The sequence below is a fragment of the Streptomyces sp. NPDC001732 genome (genome assembly GCF_053596315.1).
Genome location: NZ_JBSFFY010000012.1, coordinates 26,125 through 42,244 on the forward strand (window position 1 = coordinate 26,125; position 16,120 = coordinate 42,244).

General features: G+C 71.2%; 17 protein-coding genes. 9 read left to right on the top strand and 8 right to left on the bottom strand.

Translation table 11 applies throughout. The features are described 5' to 3' along the window. Positions 1-183 precede the first annotated feature (183 nt). Positions 184-1,137, bottom strand: a complete 954-nt coding sequence (locus ACWCXX_RS15070) for a LysR family transcriptional regulator (protein ID WP_451127161.1) — start codon at positions 1,135-1,137, stop codon at positions 184-186. Positions 1,138-1,396: 259 nt separating this feature from the next. On the opposite strand from ACWCXX_RS15070, the gene snpA reads away from it, so the two are divergent. After that, positions 1,397-2,077, top strand: a complete 681-nt coding sequence (gene snpA / locus ACWCXX_RS15075) for a snapalysin (protein ID WP_451127163.1) — start codon at positions 1,397-1,399, stop codon at positions 2,075-2,077. A 194-nt stretch (positions 2,078-2,271) separates the two neighbouring features. Here snpA and ACWCXX_RS15080 read toward each other — a convergent pair whose 3' ends face one another. The 5 genes from ACWCXX_RS15080 to ACWCXX_RS15100 form a co-directional block, all read right to left on the bottom strand. Then, a complete protein-coding gene (locus ACWCXX_RS15080; RefSeq protein WP_451127165.1) occupies positions 2,272-2,631 on the bottom strand; it encodes a GntR family transcriptional regulator in 360 nt (119 codons plus the stop codon). A 2-nt stretch (positions 2,632-2,633) separates the two neighbouring features. Further along, positions 2,634-3,617, bottom strand: coding sequence for a DUF1648 domain-containing protein (locus ACWCXX_RS15085; protein ID WP_451127167.1), 984 nt, complete (start codon positions 3,615-3,617; stop codon positions 2,634-2,636). Positions 3,618-3,865: 248 nt separating this feature from the next. After that, positions 3,866-4,552 (bottom strand): DUF6304 family protein, encoded by a 687-nt coding sequence (locus ACWCXX_RS15090; RefSeq protein ID WP_451127169.1) that lies wholly within the window; start codon positions 4,550-4,552, stop codon positions 3,866-3,868. A 135-nt stretch (positions 4,553-4,687) separates the two neighbouring features. Continuing rightward, positions 4,688-5,683, bottom strand: a complete 996-nt coding sequence (locus ACWCXX_RS15095) for a family 2 encapsulin nanocompartment cargo protein polyprenyl transferase (RefSeq protein WP_451127395.1) — start codon at positions 5,681-5,683, stop codon at positions 4,688-4,690. A 190-nt stretch (positions 5,684-5,873) separates the two neighbouring features. Then, entirely contained in the window at positions 5,874-7,280 is a 1,407-nt protein-coding gene (locus tag ACWCXX_RS15100) for a family 2B encapsulin nanocompartment shell protein (RefSeq protein ID WP_451127171.1), read from the bottom strand. Between the two features lie 179 nt (positions 7,281-7,459). Here ACWCXX_RS15100 and ACWCXX_RS15105 point away from each other — a divergent pair, with 179 nt between their 5' ends. The 3 genes from ACWCXX_RS15105 (at position 7,460) to ACWCXX_RS15115 (ending at position 10,207) form a co-directional block, all read left to right on the top strand. Continuing rightward, the gene (locus ACWCXX_RS15105) at positions 7,460-7,906 is read left to right on the top strand and encodes an RrF2 family transcriptional regulator (protein WP_451127173.1); all 447 of its coding nucleotides are present in this window, start codon (positions 7,460-7,462) and stop codon (positions 7,904-7,906) included. Between the two features lie 110 nt (positions 7,907-8,016). Further along, positions 8,017-9,213 (top strand): globin domain-containing protein, encoded by a 1,197-nt coding sequence (locus ACWCXX_RS15110; protein ID WP_451127175.1) that lies wholly within the window; start codon positions 8,017-8,019, stop codon positions 9,211-9,213. 100 nt (positions 9,214-9,313) lie between these two features. Further along, on the top strand, positions 9,314-10,207 hold the full coding sequence (locus tag ACWCXX_RS15115) for a 1-aminocyclopropane-1-carboxylate deaminase/D-cysteine desulfhydrase (protein ID WP_451127177.1): 894 nt from the start codon (positions 9,314-9,316) through the stop codon (positions 10,205-10,207). A gap of 23 nt (positions 10,208-10,230) precedes the next feature. Here ACWCXX_RS15115 and ACWCXX_RS15120 read toward each other — a convergent pair whose 3' ends face one another. Further along, positions 10,231-11,832 carry a Na+/H+ antiporter gene (locus tag ACWCXX_RS15120; protein WP_451127179.1) on the bottom strand — a complete coding sequence of 534 codons (1,602 nt, stop codon included), beginning with the start codon at positions 11,830-11,832 and terminating at the stop codon, positions 10,231-10,233. A gap of 81 nt (positions 11,833-11,913) precedes the next feature. On the opposite strand from ACWCXX_RS15120, the gene ACWCXX_RS15125 reads away from it, so the two are divergent. The 3 genes from ACWCXX_RS15125 (at position 11,914) to ACWCXX_RS15135 (ending at position 13,769) form a co-directional block, all read left to right on the top strand. Then, positions 11,914-12,174 (top strand): UBP-type zinc finger domain-containing protein, encoded by a 261-nt coding sequence (locus ACWCXX_RS15125; protein WP_451127181.1) that lies wholly within the window; start codon positions 11,914-11,916, stop codon positions 12,172-12,174. A 231-nt stretch (positions 12,175-12,405) separates the two neighbouring features. Then, complete coding sequence (locus ACWCXX_RS15130; RefSeq protein WP_148839137.1) at positions 12,406-12,819, top strand: ATP-binding protein; 414 nt, start codon at positions 12,406-12,408, stop codon at positions 12,817-12,819. A 23-nt stretch (positions 12,820-12,842) separates the two neighbouring features. After that, positions 12,843-13,769, top strand: coding sequence for an RNA polymerase sigma factor SigF (locus ACWCXX_RS15135; RefSeq protein WP_451127397.1), 927 nt, complete (start codon positions 12,843-12,845; stop codon positions 13,767-13,769). A 136-nt stretch (positions 13,770-13,905) separates the two neighbouring features. Here ACWCXX_RS15135 and ACWCXX_RS15140 read toward each other — a convergent pair whose 3' ends face one another. Further along, the gene (locus ACWCXX_RS15140) at positions 13,906-14,283 is read right to left on the bottom strand and encodes a hypothetical protein (protein ID WP_451127399.1); all 378 of its coding nucleotides are present in this window, start codon (positions 14,281-14,283) and stop codon (positions 13,906-13,908) included. Between the two features lie 240 nt (positions 14,284-14,523). Here ACWCXX_RS15140 and ACWCXX_RS15145 point away from each other — a divergent pair, with 240 nt between their 5' ends. Next, entirely contained in the window at positions 14,524-15,492 is a 969-nt protein-coding gene (locus ACWCXX_RS15145) for a diacylglycerol/lipid kinase family protein (protein ID WP_451127183.1), read from the top strand. A 316-nt stretch (positions 15,493-15,808) separates the two neighbouring features. After that, positions 15,809-16,066, top strand: coding sequence for a WhiB family transcriptional regulator (locus ACWCXX_RS15150; RefSeq protein WP_003953983.1), 258 nt, complete (start codon positions 15,809-15,811; stop codon positions 16,064-16,066). Positions 16,067-16,120: the final 54 nt, after the last annotated feature.

Genomic DNA, 16,120 nt, shown 5'->3' on the forward strand with positions numbered 1-16,120 from the left:
CGGAACAGGTCCTCGCTCTCAGCGGAATCGAGCACCCGTTCCCCCTGTCGGCTGCCCTTTCTGCACCGACTGCTCGTTCCGGGCCGGCCACTCGTTCCGCGTCGGCCGCCCGTTCCGTACCGACCGCCCGTGGGGAACGCCGACTGCCCGCGCGGAACCCCGACCGTCCGCGAAGGTCGCCGGTCAGGGGGCGCAGACGAGCGGGCTGTGGTTGCGCAGCAGCCACTGGTGGTAGCCGGCCGCCCGCTGGGCCGCCTCCCGGTAGGCCGCCTCCAGTTCCGCGTACGCAGCCGTCGTGTCGGTGCCCGGCCGGGACACCAGCAGCAGCCGTACCGCGAGGGGGTCGTCGCGCAGCGGGCGGATCGCCATGTCGTCGCGCGGCCCGGAGGTGGGCTGGCAGGGGGCGACCGCCTCGCCGAGCACGATGAGGGAGGCGGCGGTGAGGTAGTCGCCGTGCAGGACGGTCGGCGCGAGGCCGGCCTCGTCGAACACCCGGCGCAACCCGTCCCATTCGCCGTCCACCGTGGGGTCGACCATCCACCGGTCGGCGGCCAGGTCCTCCAGGTCGACCACGGACCGGGCGGCGGCCGGATGGTCCCTGGCCATGGAGATGAACTGCGGTTCGCGCTCCAGGAGAACGCGCTGTTCCAGTCCTTCCGGGACGGCCAGCGGGCAGCCCTCGACCTCGTGCACGAAGACGACGTCCAGCCCGCCCGTCCCGACGTCGCGGAGCAGTGCGCGGGCCGATACGTCGACCCGCAGCGAGATGTCCGTGTCGGGCAGCCGGAGCCGCAGCCTGCGCAGCCAGCCGCCGATGACCCGGCTCGCGGTGCAGCCGATGCGCAGCCGCGGACCGGAGGCACGCACCGCGGCGGCCTCCGCCTTCGCGTCGCTGACCAGAGCGGTCATTCCGTCGACCAGGGGGCGGGCCCGGCTGAGGACGGCGCGGCCGAGCAACGTCGGTCGGCAGCCGGTCCGTTCGCGGGAGAACAGCTCGGCGCCCAGGGTGTTCTCGATCCGTCGCAGCTGGGTGGTCAGGGAGGGCTGACTCACGCCCAGACTGCGGGCGGCTCGGTGCAGACTGCCCGTGTCGGCTATGGCGCACAGCGCCCTGAGGTGTCTCACCTCAAGCTCCATGTCATCGAGCGTAGGGCGGCGGGCAGCGGTCGCACCAGACTCCCCAATCCCACCAAAACCCGTTAATTCACCTGGAGTTGACGCAGTCTTCGGTGAAGGTACCGGGGACGGTGATAGTGCGGCGCTATCGCCGGTTGACATCATCCGCCGCGGCCTTCGCTCCCCGACACTCTCTCCGTACCTCACCCCGTCCCCGTCCGGTCATCGGACAGGTTCACCGGACGGGCTCATCGGACCGGTAATCGGTAGGAGACCCCCCATGAGACACCCCAGGACCGTCATGTCGGCCGTGGTCGGCCTCGGCTTCGGCCTCGCCGCCGCACTGGGCACGGCCCCCGCCATCGCCGCCTCCCCGGCCTCCGACGCGGCACCCGCCGTCGCCGCTTCGGAGGCTCGGGCCGGCTACACCGCCTACTCCGAGTCGCACGAGAACGCCGCCGCGAACAAGGCGTTCTTCGAGGCGGTCGCCAAGTCCGTGGCGAAGAAGCGGGCGGCGAACCCCGGCACCCAGGCGGTCACCGTCGTCTACAGCGCCGCCAACGCGCCGAGCTTCCGCAGCCAGATAGCCAGCAGCGCGCAGATCTGGAACAGCTCCGTCTCCAACGTCCGGCTGCAGGAAGGCTCGAACGCCGACTTCACCTACTACGAGGGCAACGACTCCCGGGGCTCGTACGCGAGCACCGACGGGCACGGCAACGGGTACATCTTCCTGGACTACGCGCAGAACCAGCAGTACAACTCGACCCGGGTCACCGCGCACGAGACCGGGCACGTGCTCGGCCTGCCGGACCACTACTCCGGCCCGTGCAGCGAGCTGATGTCGGGCGGCGGCCCCGGCACGTCCTGCACCAACCCGTACCCCAACGCGAACGAGCGCAGCCAGGTCAACTACCTGTGGCAGTACGGCTTCGCGGCCGCACTGGCGCGCAGCTCCTCCTGATCCGTTCCCCGCACCTCCCCCGCACCTCCCCCGGGCCGTCTCACGGCCCGCCGCGCGGGACCCGGGGCCACCTCGTAGGACGGGGTGGCCCCTCGGGGGTTCCGGGGCCGGGCTTCCGGGGCCGGGAGGACGCCAGGGGCCGCAGGAGCTGCGGGCCGCGAGGGCCGGGGCCCGCCGACCGGGGCGCCGCAGGCTCACGGGGCGTTCAGCGCCGCCCGCACCAGATCCAGCAGTTCGTCCTCCGTCATCCCCAACTCGCGTGCGTCCGCAGCCACTTCGCGCACCCTCTGCAGCAATCTGGCGCGATGAGGCGAGACGCCGCCGGTGACGACCGCGCCGCGCCCCCGGCGCAGTTCGATCAGCCCCTCCTCGCGAAGCCGCTGATAGCCGCGCAGCACGGTGTGGACGTTGACGCCGAGTGACTCCGCGAGCACCCGGGCCGCGGGCAGCCTCTCGCCCGGCACCACCGCCCCCTCGGCAACCGAGCGGCGCACGGACGCCGCGATCTGGTCGCCGAGCGGCACGGTGGACGTGGGATCGACACGGAACAGCATGCTCAGTGCTCCGCCCGACGCTGGTCGATCAGGGTGTTGAGGAGCGCGGCCCCGGTGGCCGAGTCGTCGACGGTCACCGCGAACTTCCGGCCGTCCACCAGCGTCGCCACGATCCCCTCGCCGGAGCGGAGCACCACACCGGTTCCCCCCGGCCGGATGCGGTATCCCCAACCGCCGTATTCCGCGAGGGGGTTGATGTGCCGGCTGCTCGCCGCCTCGATCCGGTCGAGCGGCACCCTGACCCGCGGCCAGCGCAGCGTTCCGGAGACGGTGATGCCACGCCGGTCCACCACCACGTGCGGCCGCACGAACCCGGCCATCAGCACGCCGATGAGCAGCGGCGGAAGCCCGGCGGCCCAGCCCGACACGAACAGCCCCACCACGCCCACGGCGACAAGCAGGAGCACCATCAGCAGCGGCCACCGGCTCCCGGCGCTGCGCGCCCAGCCGGCGACCTCGCCGTCCGCGAGCGCGATCCGCGCGCCGTCGCCGGCCGGTTCGCTCCCGGCCCGGGGTTCCGGTACGGGACGGAGCGCGGCCAGCCCCGCACCGATCCCGCCCGCGAGCACAGCGACGCCCAGGGCGACGGCGAGCTGCCACATCGGGAACGAGACGCCCTGCGCCTCCCCCCGCGCACCCTCGACGGCGTCCACGTTCGCGAACAGCGTGGCGCCCATCGTCCAGCCGAGGAAACCGGCGAGGGCGTAGCCACCGGCAACGAGCAGGCGGTGGGCCCGCCCGTAGAACTTTCCCCGCATCACCATGACGGACCACAAGACGCCGGTCACGACGAACACCAACGCGCAGAACACCGCGTACCAGATCAGCCCCACATGTCCGTCCACCTGGCCGCCGGCCGTGAAATGGCTGGCCGGCCGGTCGGGCAGTCGGTCACGGAACACGAGGAACAGACCCAGGTCGACAGCGAGTGCGAGCAGGAACGGCAGAGCGACAAGAGTGGCCCCGCCCAGGCTCTTACGGTTCATTAAAACCTCCCTTGTTCGCATGTTAGTAGAACAAGTACGGAGTAACAATCCCGATCACCGCCCCCGGGCAACAGAGCTGCCCCGTACCGGAACTGTTCCGGTACGGGGCAGCGTCAGCGAGCGGAAACGCACGGGGGACGAGGGACGGGGGGACGAGAAGCAGAGGAAAACGGAGACGGGGACGGGGACGGGGACGAGGAGCGGAGACGGAGAGGGGTGGAGGACCGGAGGCCGGAACCCGGAGGACGTCAGGCGTGTTCCAGCGGGAACGCGCCCCGATGCCCGGTACCGGCGCCGCCGTCCGGGCGGGGCTCGTACTCGCGGCAGCTCCAGATCTCCTGGACGAACCCGGTCCGCCGGTCCCACAGGTCCAGGACATCGCCCTCACCGGCCGCCCCGCGATAGGCGTCCTTGGCACCCCGGAAACAGGCAAGGCCCCCGGACAGTCCACGCCCCGAGCCCGGGGCCGGCTCCGGGGCCGGGAAGTAGTCCGAGAAGGCGCAGGCTATGCAGGTCTGAAGACGCACCCCGGGTGGCAGGGCGCGCTGGATCGTGGCGAGGGCGGAGGCGAAATCGCTCTCGGCACGATGGGATGCATAGGCCGCACCGCCGAACTGCAATTCGAGGCTGAGATGCGAATCGGGGCGGCGCAGCGACAGCAGGCAGCTGAGCGTGGCCTGATGGACGGCTCCGTCCCAGATCACCGGGAGCGGCAGGTCCCACTCCAGGACGCAGTCGCTCAACGCGCCGTCCACCAGGGCGAACCGGTCGTCGGCCGGTGGTGCTCCGACGACCGGGGCGAGGCCGTCGAAACTCGTGCCCTCGAAGTCGATCCCCCTTGTGCGGAGGTGTAGTTGCTGTCCATCGGTGGTGAGGACGACGGCGTCGGAACCCTGCCGGTCCCGGTACCACCCTGCCCATGACTCATCTGTCATGGGCAGGGACTGTAGTCCGTGCCCATGACAGTCGGCCTGTCGCCCTCCTCTTCGTCTCGCGGCCCCTGTGACCTCGGCTCCTCCTCCGCTCTCTCTCCCTCTTCGGCTCTCTCCCCTCCCTCCTCTCCTCCGTGCTCAGTGCGTCCGACGGGTGACGAACTCCGCCAGGGTCAGCAGATCGCCCGCACGGGCGAGGTCGGGCACCGCCCGGGACAGATGGTGGACGGCGCGTGCCATCCGGTCCGCCGCGTAGATCTGGGCCCAGTCCCGGCCGCCGGCCCGGTCGACGGCGTCGGCGGCGCGGCTCACCTCGTCGGGTGTGTTCATGGAACCCCGGTAGAGCGCGGCGAGTTCGGCCGCCGCGGGGGTGCCGGAGGTCAGGGCCGCGACGACGGGCAGGGACTTCTTGTGGGCGACGAGATCCGCCCCCACCGGCTTCCCGGTCCGTGCCGGGTCCCCCCAGATTCCGATCAGGTCGTCGATGAGCTGGAAGGCGAGTCCCGATTCGCGGCCGAATCCGTCCATCGCGCCGACCGGCCGCTCCCCCGCGTCCGCGTAGAGCGCCCCCAGCGCGCAGGCGCAGCCGAGCAGGGCGCCCGTCTTGGCGGTGGCCATGGTCAGGCACTCGTCCAGCGTGACCTCGTCGGGCCCCCGGTCCTCGAAGGCGCAGTCGGCCTGCTGGCCCGCGCACAGTTCGATGACGCAGGTGGAGAGCCGTGCCGAGGCCCGTGCCGCCGCCGGGTCCGTGTCCTCGGCGAGCAGCCGCTGGGCGAGGGCGAGCATGGCGTCACCGGCGATCACCGCTGCGGGGATGCCGAACACCGCCCAGGCCGTGGGCCGGTGCCGGCGGGTCCGGTCCTCGTCGATGACGTCGTCGTGCAGCAGGGTGAAGTTGTGGACCAACTCCACGGCGACGGCGGCCCGTACCGCGCGTTGCGGGTCGCCGCCCAGGGCTCGTGCGGCGGCGAGGACCAGCGCGGGTCTGATCGCCTTTCCCGCCCGTCCCGAGGACGGGGAGCCGTCCGCCTCCTCCCAGCCGAAGTGGTACGCCGCGACGCGGCGGATCGATCCGGGCAGGGAGTCGACGGCGGCGCGCAGCCGGGGGTCGACGAGGGCCCGGCTCTCCTCCAGGAGCGTCTGCGCCTCCTGGCCCTGCGCCGCGGCGGCGGCCGGGCCGTCGTCGCCCGGGGCGCGGGGTGCGGGTGGTTGGGGTACGTGGTGGGTCTTCACTGGCCGTCCTCCCGGGGCCGCCCCGGGCACGGCTGCCCGGTGGCGGAGGTTGACGGGGGCCCGGACACCGTCCGTCCGGGCCCCCGATGGGTCATCGCCAGCGGCCGACCTCGACGTTTTCCAGTACGCCCAGGGCGTCCGGCACGAGAACGGCCGCGGAGTAGTAGGCCGTCACCAGGTACGAGATGATCGCCTGCTCGTCGATGCCCATGAAGCGGACCGAGAGGCTGGGCTCGATCTCGTCGGGGATGCCGGTCTGCTGGAGCCCGATGACCCCCTGCTCGGCCTCGCCCGTCCTCATGCAGATGATCGACGTGGTCCGGGCGTCGCTGACCGGGATCTTGTTGCACGGGAAGATCGGCACGCCCCGCCAGGCCGGCACGTGGTGCCCGCCGACCTCGACGCTCTCCGGCACCAGACCGCGCTTGTTGCACTCGCGGCCGAAGGCGGCGATGGCCCGCGGGTGGGCGAGGAAGAGCTTCGAGCCGCGGCGGCGCGAGAGCAGTTCGTCCATGTCGTCGGGACTGGGCGCCCCGTCGTGCGGCTGGAGGCGCTGGCCGTAGTCGCAGTTGTTGAGCAGCCCGAACTCGCGGTTGTTGATCAGCTCGTGCTCCTGGCGCTCGCGCAGCGCCTCGACCGTGAGCCGCAACTGCTGCTCGGTCTGGTTCATCGGCTGGTTGTAGAGGTCGGCGACCCGGCTGTGGACCTTCAGCACGGTCTGGGCGACGCTCAGTTCGTACTCGCGCGGCGAGGCCTCGTAGTCGACGTAGGTGTGCGGGACGACGGCTTCGCCGACGTGCCCGGCGGAGAGGTCGATCTCCGCCTCGCCGTACTTGTTGGTGCGCTGCTGCGGGATGGCGAGGAGATTGGCGAGGTGGGTGCGGAGCGAGTCCGCGCGCTCCGCGAGGTTCAGCACGTCCGCCCGGCTCAGCGCCAGCACCGTGCAGGCGGTGACGGCGCGGGCCGTGTACTCCCAGACGGCGTCGCCGTCGACGAGGGCCTGGTCTCCGAAGTAGGCCCCGTCGGCGTGGACCCCGAGCACCGCTTCGTCCCCGTAGGGGCCGGTGCCGACCTTCTCGACCTTGCCGTGCGCCAACAGGTAGACGACGTCCGCCGCGTCCCCGGCCGAGGCCAGCACCTGCCCCGCGGCGATCTCCCGCTGCTCACAACGCCGGGCCAGCTCGCCCAGCACCTCCTCGTCACCGAAGTCCCGCAGGGCGGGCAGCTCCCCGAGCTCGGCGGGGATGACCGCCACCCGGTCACCGGTCTGCACGAAGGTCACCCTGCCGTCCCCGACCGAGTAGCTCAGCCTGCGGTTCACCCGGTAGGTGCCACCCTGCACCTGCACCCACGGCAACATCTTCAGCAGCCACCGCGAGGTGATCTCCTGCATCTGCGGGGCGGACTTGGTGGTCGTCGCGAGGTTCCGCGCCGCCGCCGTCCCCAGACTCTGCTGCGGTGGCGTCGACACGTTCTGAACCTCTTCACCAACGGACATCTGACGTCCTCTCGATTCTTCGGCTGACCTGCGCGAAGAAGCCTTTCAGCACGGAGAGCCACTGCGCCATTACACAAAAGAGTGTGACTAATCTGCCTAAGGGCTGGGCACGACGGCCGGTTACGCCCGCACGACGCCTTAAGTTGCATCTCCGATGCAACTTATCTACCGTGATGGCCATGCGGCTGACGAAATTCACCGACGTGGCGTTGCGCGTGCTGATGCGCCTCGCCGTCGCGGAGAACGAGGAACCGCCGACCACCCGGGAGGTGGCGGCCACCATGCAGGTGCCGTACACCCACGCCGCGAAGGTCGTCGCCCGACTCCAGCACCTCGGCCTCATCGAGGCGCGACGAGGACGCGGCGGCGGGCTCAGCCTCACCTCGGCGGGCCGCTCCGCCTCCATCGGCGGACTCGTCCGCGAGCTGGAGGGCCCCGGAGACGTCGTCGACTGCGAGGGCACCACCCCCTGCCCGCTGCGCTCGGCCTGCCGGCTGCGCGTGGCCCTGCGCGAGGCGGAGGACGCCTTCTACGCCTCGCTCGACCCGCTCACCATCGATGGACTCGTCGCCTCCCCCACCGGACCACTGCTGATCGGCATCAGCAGCAGCCGCCCCTCCGGCTGACCGGCACCCCCCACACGCACCCCGCGCCACGAACCGGGCACCCCCGCCCGGTTTTCCACTGCAAAAAAATACGCATCTCAGATACCAATTCAAGGATCCAGGAGGAACAGATGCTCTCCGAGACGTCGACCGCCACCGTCCGTGCCACCCTTCCCGCCGTGGGCGCGGCCATCGGAGACATCGCCGATCTCTTCTACCGCAAGCTGTTCGAGGCCCACCCCGAGCTGCTGCGCGACCTCTTCAACCGCGGCAACCAGGCGTCCGGCGCCCAGCGCCAGGCCCTGGCGGGCTCCATAGCCGCCTTCGCGACCCAGCTGGTCGAGCACCCGGACACCCGCCCCGACGTGATGCTCCACCGGATCGCCCACAAGCACGCCTCGCTGGGCGTCACCGCCGCGCAGTACGAGATCGTGCACACCCACCTGTTCGCCGCCATCGCCGAGGTGCTCGGCGACGCGGTCACCCCGGAGGTCGCCGCCGCGTGGGACGAGGTCTACTGGCTGATGGCCGGTGCCCTGATCTCGATCGAGGAGCGGCTGTACGCCCAGCAGGGCGTCGTCGCCGGTGACGTGTGGCGCGAGTGGGAGGTGGTCGCCCGGATCGAGGAGACCGCGGACGTCGCCACCTTCCAGCTGCGCCCGGCCGACGGGGCGCCCGCCCCCGCCTTCCGCCCCGGCCAGTACGTCTCCGTACAGGTGGAACTCCCCGACGGGGCCCACCAGATACGCCAGTACAGCCTCTCCTCCGCCCCCGGGTCGCGGCTCCGCTCGATCACCGTCAAGCGGGTGCACGGCGAGGGCGCGCCCGACGGCGAGGTCTCCAACCACCTGCACGCCGAGGTCGGGGCCGGTGACCTGCTGCGCGTCTCCGCCCCGTACGGCGACCTCGCGCTGGACTCCGCCGACGCCCCGCTGCTGCTCGCCTCCGCGGGCATCGGCTGCACCCCGATGCTCTCGATGCTGGAGCACCTCGCGGCGACCGACCACCGCGCCCCCGTCACCGTCGTGCACGGCGACCGCTCCCCCGCCACCCACGCGATGCGCACCGATCACGCGATGCTCACCGACAAGCTCCCCGAGGCCACCGCCCACTTCTGGTACGAGGACCCCGAGCCCGGCCACCCCGCCGACCGCACCGGCCTGGTCGACCTGAGCGGACTCCCCGTCGCCCCCGGCACCCACGCGTACCTCTGCGGCCCGCTGCCCTTCATGCGCGCCGTGCGTACGCAGCTGCTGGCCAAGGGAGTTCCGGCGGCCGACATCCACTACGAGGTGTTCGGCCCGGACATGTGGCTGGCGCAGGGCTGATTCCGGCCCCTGCCCGCGGGTGCGGCCGGCCACGGCGATCACGCCGCGGCCGGCCGCACCCGCACCGGACCGCCCCCGGGCGCACGGCGACAATGGTGGGGTGAGCCAGCCCGTAGACCCCGACCTCGCGCTCCGGCCCCGGCTGCCCTCCCCGTTGCAGGAGGTCCGCGACGAGCGGTTCGAGCGGCGCGGCGTCCGGTTGCTGCTCAAACGGGACGACCTGATCCATCCCGATCTGCCGGGCAACAAGTGGCGCAAGCTCGCCCCCAATCTGCGGGCCGCCGCCGGGCGCACCGTGCTGACCTTCGGCGGGGCGTACTCCAACCACCTGCGGGCCACCGCCGCCGCCGGACGGCTGCTCGGGTTCCCCACCATCGGGGTCGTGCGGGGCGAGGAGCTGGCGGACCGTCCGCTGAACCCCTCGCTCGCCCGCTGCGCGGCCGACGGGATGGCCCTGCACTTCGTGGACCGTACGACGTACCGCGCGAAGGCCGATCCCGAGGCCCTGGCGGGACTGCTGAGCGCCTTCGGGGACTGCTGTGTCGTCCCGGAGGGCGGGAGCAACTCCCTGGCCGCACAGGGCTGTACGAAGCTGGGGCGCGAGCTGCACGGCCTGGCCGACGTGGTCGCGGTGGCCTGTGGGACCGGGGGTACCCTCGCCGGTCTCGCCGCCGGTCTCGCCCCGGGGCAGCGCGCGCTCGGGGTTCCGGTGCTGCGGGGCGGCTTCCTCGGGGACGCGGTGCGCGGGCTCCAGGAGGAGGCGTTCGGCGGTCCGGCCGGATCGTGGTCCCTGGACGAGCGCTTCCACTTCGGCGGCTACGCCCGTACGCCCCCGCCGCTGCACGCCTTCGCGGACGACTTCGAGCAGCGGCACGGGATGCCCGTCGAACGGCTCTACGTCGCCAAGCTGCTGTACGCGCTCACCGAGCTGACCGCGGAAGGCGCGTTCCCCGCGGGAACCACGCTCGCGGCGGTCGTCACGGGCCGGCCGTAGAAGCCCCCGAAAAAAGATCCGCCCTAAGGGGTGTCCGTCTCCCGGTAGGCCGCCGCTTCCTCCAGGTCGAGCCGTCTGAGCAGGGTCCGCAGCATCTCGTCGTCGATCCGCCGCTCGTCCCGCAGTCGTACGAAGACCTCGCGCTCGGCGTCGATCATCTCCCTCGCCAGGCGGCGGTACGTGTCGTCCGCCGACTCGCCGGTGACCGGGTCGGCCGCGCCGAGCCGTTCCCACACCGCGTTGCGGCGGCGCTCCAGGACGGCGCGCAGCCGGTCGGCCAGGGGGCCCGGCAGGCGGTTGTGCCGGTCGGCGAGGAGGCCCTCCAGCCGGGCCTCGGCGGCCGTGGACGCCTCGCTCTGGGCCTGCGCCTCGGCCAGCGTCTCGGCCAGCGCGTCGCGTCCGGGGAGCCTGAGGGAACGGACCAGGAGCGGCAGGGTGAGCCCCTGGACGACCAGTGTGCCGATGACGGTGGTGAACGTCAGGAACAGCACCAGGTCGCGGGCCGGGAAGGGGCTACCGTCGGCGGTGACGTGCGGGATGGAGAAGGCGATGGCCAGGGAGACCACGCCCCGCATCCCGGCCCAGCCGACGATCAGCGGCGTCCTCCAGTCGGTTTCGGGTTCGCGTTCCCTGATCCGCCTCGACAGCCATCGGGGCGTGTACGTCGCCGGGTAGACCCAGAGGAAGCGGACCACGACGACAGCGAGGAGGACGAGCGCCGCGTACCGGGCGGCGTCGCCCGCGTCGTACGTACCGAGCCCCTTCAGTACGAAGGGGAGCTGGAGCCCGATCAGCGCGAAGACCACGGACTCCAGGACGAACGCGACCATCTTCCGGACGGCCTCCTCCTGGAGCCGGGTCGCGAAGTCCACCTGCCAGGTCCGGTGCCCCAGGTGGAGCGCCACGACGACCACGGCGAGCACTCCGGAGGCGTGCACGCGTTCGGCCACCGCGTACGCCACGAACGGGATCAGCAGCGACAGCGTGTTCTGGAGCAGCGCTTCCTTGAGACGCATCCTGAGCCAGTGCAGCGGCACCATCAGGGCCAGGCCGACCACGACTCCGCCGACCGCGGCAAGGAGGAACTCGCCGATGCCCGCGCCCCAGCTCATGCCCTCGCCCACGGCGGCGGCGAGCGCCACCCGGTACGCGGTGATCGCCGTGGCGTCGTTCACCAGGGACTCGCCCTGCAGGACCGTCGTGATCCGGCCGGGCAGTCCGACCCGGCGGGCGATCGCCGCGGCCGTGACCGCGTCCGGCGGGGCGACGACCGCGCCGAGCACCAGGGCGGCGGTGAGCGGCAGACCGGGCACGAGGCGGTACGCCAGCCAGCCGACCGCGACGGTCGCGAACAGGACGTAGCCGACGGACAGCAGCGCGACCGGCCGCAGATTGGCCCGCAGATCGAGGTAGGAGCTGTCGAACGCCGCCGTGTAGAGCAGCGGGGGCAGCAGCAGCGGAAGCACGACGTGCGCGTCCAGGGTGTACACGGGAACCCCGGGCAGGTACGAGGCGATCAGCCCCGCGGCGACGAGCAGCAGCGGGGCCGGTACGGGGGTGCGGCGGGCCGCGCCCGCGACCGCGGCGCTGACCGCGACCAGCCCCACCAGCGGCAATACGTCCATTCCACGGTCCTCGCATCCGCGTCCGCGGCCCGGGTGTCCGTCGTGATTCACGGTCCACGCGAGCGTCGTAACCTGACCATCATGAGTGCCTGCTCCCACGTGTCCGCACTGCCCCACCCCGAACCGACCCCGCTCAGCGGGACCTGCCCCGGGTGCCTCGCGGCGGGCACGCACCCGGTGCAGCTGCGGCTCTGCCTGGTCTGCGGCCATGTCGGCTGCTGCGATTCCTCGCCCCTGCGGCACGCGACGGCACACTTCGAGGAGACCGGTCACCCGGTGATGCGGAGCTTCGAACCGGGCGAGAGCTGGCGCTGGTGCTTCGAGGACGGTTCGATCGTCTGACGTCTGGGTACGTCAAACCGGCGCCGGTCGTTCGTAATTGACCGTCGCAACCCCCTAGCCACTGTGCGTACCCATGGGTTTACCATGAGTGACAGTCGTGGGCTGGGGATCCGGCGACACGGCATCATGGGTCGCGATAGCGTCGCCGGACCACAACCGAAGACGTACCGCATGGCTCCGGGGTGCCCTTCCCGGATCCTCGAAAGAGTTTGTGCCACCTTGGAGGTGAGGGTGTCCCAGATCGCAGGCGAGCCCGGGAATCAGGACTTCGTAGAGGTCCGGCTGCCCGCTGCGGGTGCCTACCTGTCGGTGCTGCGCACGGCCACGGCCGGGCTGGCAGCACGCTTGGATTTCACCCTCGACGAGATCGAGGATCTTCGCATCGCGGTCGACGAGGCCTGCGCGATCCTGCTTCAGCAGGCCGTGCCGGGCTCCGTCCTCAGCTGCGTCTTCCGGCTCGTCGAGGATTCTCTCGAGGTGACGGTGTCGGCCCCGACGACGGACGGCAGGGCGCCGGAGCGCGACACCTTCGCCTGGACGGTGCTGTCCGCACTGGCCGGAAAGGTCGACTCCTCGGTCGCCGACGACCGGACGGTCAGCATCAGCCTCTACAAACAGCGCGGCGCGGGACCCGGGCCGGCGTGAGCAAGAGGAACGGGGAAGGTCCTGTGCGGGACGAGACGATGCGATCAGGGGTGGTACGGGCAACAGGCATCCCGGAGCAGCAGGCCCTGCCCCATCCAGTGGACGGGGCGGACGGGCCTGCGGGCCGTACGGTCGCGATGGAGCAGTCGCAGACGGAGCGGACGGGCCAGATGAGCGAGCACGTGCATCACGATCCACACGACCGCAGCGGGGCGCGGGCGCTGTTCGTCGAACTGCGCTCGCTTCCCGACGGGTCGCCCGAGAAGGCCGAGCTGCGCAACCAGCTGGTGCGGATGCACCTGCCGCTCGTGGAGCACCTGGCCCGCCGGTTCCGCAATCGCGGCGAGCCGCTGGACGACCTCACCCAGGTCGCCACGATCGGCCTGATCAAGTCGGTGGACCGGTTCGATCCGGACCGCGGGGTCGAGTTCTCGACGTACGCGACCCCCACGGTCGTGGGCGAGATCAAGCGCCACTTCCGGGACAAGGGCTGGGCGGTCCGGGTGCCGCGCCGGCTCCAGGAGCTGCGGCTCTCGCTGACCACGGCCACCGCCGAGCTCTCCCAGCAGCACGGGCGCTCGCCCACGGTCCATGAGCTGGCGGAGCGGCTGGGCATCTCCGAGGAAGAGGTCCTGGAGGGCCTGGAATCGGCCAACGCGTACAGCACGCTCTCGCTGGACGTGCCGGACACGGACGACGAGTCCCCGGCGGTCGCGGACACGCTGGGTTCCGAGGACGAGGCGCTGGAGGGCGTCGAGTACCGGGAGTCGCTCAAGCCGCTGCTGGAGGATCTGCCGCCGCGCGAGAAGCGGATTCTGCTGCTTCGGTTCTTCGGCAACATGACCCAGTCGCAGATCGCGCAGGAGGTCGGCATCTCCCAGATGCACGTCTCGCGCCTGCTGGCCCGCACGCTGGCGCAACTGCGCGAGCGGCTGCTCGTGGAGGAGTAGCGGCCGACGGGCAGTGGTGACGCCGACGCCGAGGAGGCGGGTGCGGCGCCGCGTGCCCGTCACGTCACGCGCCCCGCCGCCCGGTCCGCCCTCGTGGGGGGGGCGGGCGGCGGGGCGCGTGACGGCTCCGGCGGGGTCAGGCCTCCGGCGTGGTGCCCGGCCGGCGGATGCCCAGCGCCTCGATCGTCGTCGGCCTGACCAGCTGGTAGAGCGCCGTCAGCGTCACCGCGGCGAGCACGATCCCGGCCGGGATCAGCACGCCCTGCGACCTCAGCAACGTCCAGGCCACCGGAAGCGCGATGATCTGCGTGATGAGCGCGGGGCCCCGGCTCCAGCTGCGCCGCAGCAGCAGACCGCGGGCGGCGAACAACGGGATGAGGGCGAGCGCGACCAGCGTCAGACCGCCCATCTCCGCCTGCTGCGGGCTCTCGGGCCGGCCGAGCAGCCCCATGACCAGCATGTAGATCCCGCCGATGGCGAGCGCCGCCCCTTCCAGGGCGGTGAGTGCGGCCACGAGGGTGATCCTGCTCGGCTTCGCCGGTTCGAGCCGCGGCGCGGGCGACGGGTCGGACGTGTTCTGCTGAGTACTCACCCCTGCAGGTTGGCATCCCGGCGCCGCGAAAGCGAAGCCGGGGTCGGAATCGGTACGGGCCGGGCCGTCCGTCCGGTCCCGCCGCGCCCGACCAGTCACGGAGCGTGAAGGTCATGGGGGAGGACTTCAGGGCAATACCGCGCGGTAGGTAGTCTGACGGGCATGCGCGCACTCCTCGTGGTCAATCCAGCTGCTACCACCACCAGTGCGCGGACCCGTGACGTGCTCATCCACGCGCTCGCCAGCGAGATGAAGCTGGAGGCCGTGACCACCGAGTACCGCGGCCACGCCCGGGATCTGGGACGGCGGGCCGCGGAGGCCGACGACATCGACCTGGTGGTCGCCCTGGGCGGCGACGGCACGGTCAACGAGGTCGTCAACGGCCTGCTCCACAACGGTCCCGACCCGGACGGCCTGCCGAGCCTCGCGGTGGTCCCCGGCGGTTCCACCAATGTGTTCGCACGCGCCCTGGGGCTGCCCAACGACGCGGTGGAGGCGACCGGCGCGATCCTGGACGCGCTCGCCAACCGCACCGAACGCACGGTCGGGCTCGGGCTGGCGGCCGGCACTCCGGGCAGCGAGGACGAATCCGTTCCCGAACGCTGGTTCACTTTCTGCGCCGGACTCGGATTCGACGCGGGCGTGGTCGGTCGAGTCGAACAAAAACGCGAACGCGGTAAGCGTTCGACCCATGCGCTGTACGTGCGCCAGGTGGTCCGGCAATTCCTGGAGGAACCCCACCGCAGGAACGGGGCGATCACCCTGGAGATCGCCGGGGAAGAACCGGTCACCGACCTCGCGCTGTCCATAATCTCCAACACCGCCCCCTGGACCTACCTGGGGAATCGCCCCATGTACGCGTCCCCCAGGGCGAGTTTCGACACTGGTCTCGATCTGCTCGGACTGAAGCGGCTCTCCACTTCGGCGGTCGCTCGTTATGGCACCCAGCTGCTCACTTCGAGCCCCGAGAAGGGCCCTCGCGGCAAGCACGCCGTTTCACTTCACGACCTCACGAACTTCACCTTGCATTCAAAGGTGCCGCTGCCCTTCCAGATGGACGGCGACCACTTGGGAGTGCGCACGAGTGTGACGTTCACAGGCGTACGCCGTGCACTGCGTGTGATTGTGTGAGTGGAAGGGACCAAAGTCCTTTAACTCGAACGTTTGGGCTGGGCTCCACCCCATAGAAGTACGGCTGTGACCTAGTCGACACCGAGGAATCAAAAAAAAGTTTCCAGAAGGGGTTGTATCCGCCGCTGAGGTTTGCGAATCTCTACATGGCGATCGGGACGGCCCGCAGCAACGGCCTCCACTGAAAGCCAGAACCCCTCACTCCACAGGACCACAACCAGTTCGCCTGGGCGTCGGCCCTTCGCCTGCGGGGGGATTCGTGAAAGCGTTCACATTCACAAGCACCAGTATGCAATACCAAGGAGAGGTAGCAGCCATGGACTGGCGTCACAACGCCGTTTGTCGCGAGGAAGACCCCGAGCTGTTCTTCCCCATCGGCAACACCGGTCCTGCGCTGCTGCAGATCGAGGAAGCCAAGGCCGTCTGCCGACGCTGCCCCGTCATGGAGCAGTGCCTGCAGTGGGCGCTCGAGTCCGGCCAGGACTCCGGCGTCTGGGGTGGCCTCAGCGAGGACGAGCGCCGCGCGATGAAGCGCCGGGCCGCTCGCAACCGGGCGCGTAACGCCAGCGCCTGAGCCGACGCCACCGCTACGAGCCTCAGCCAGGCGGCGCGTACAGCGCGTACGCAC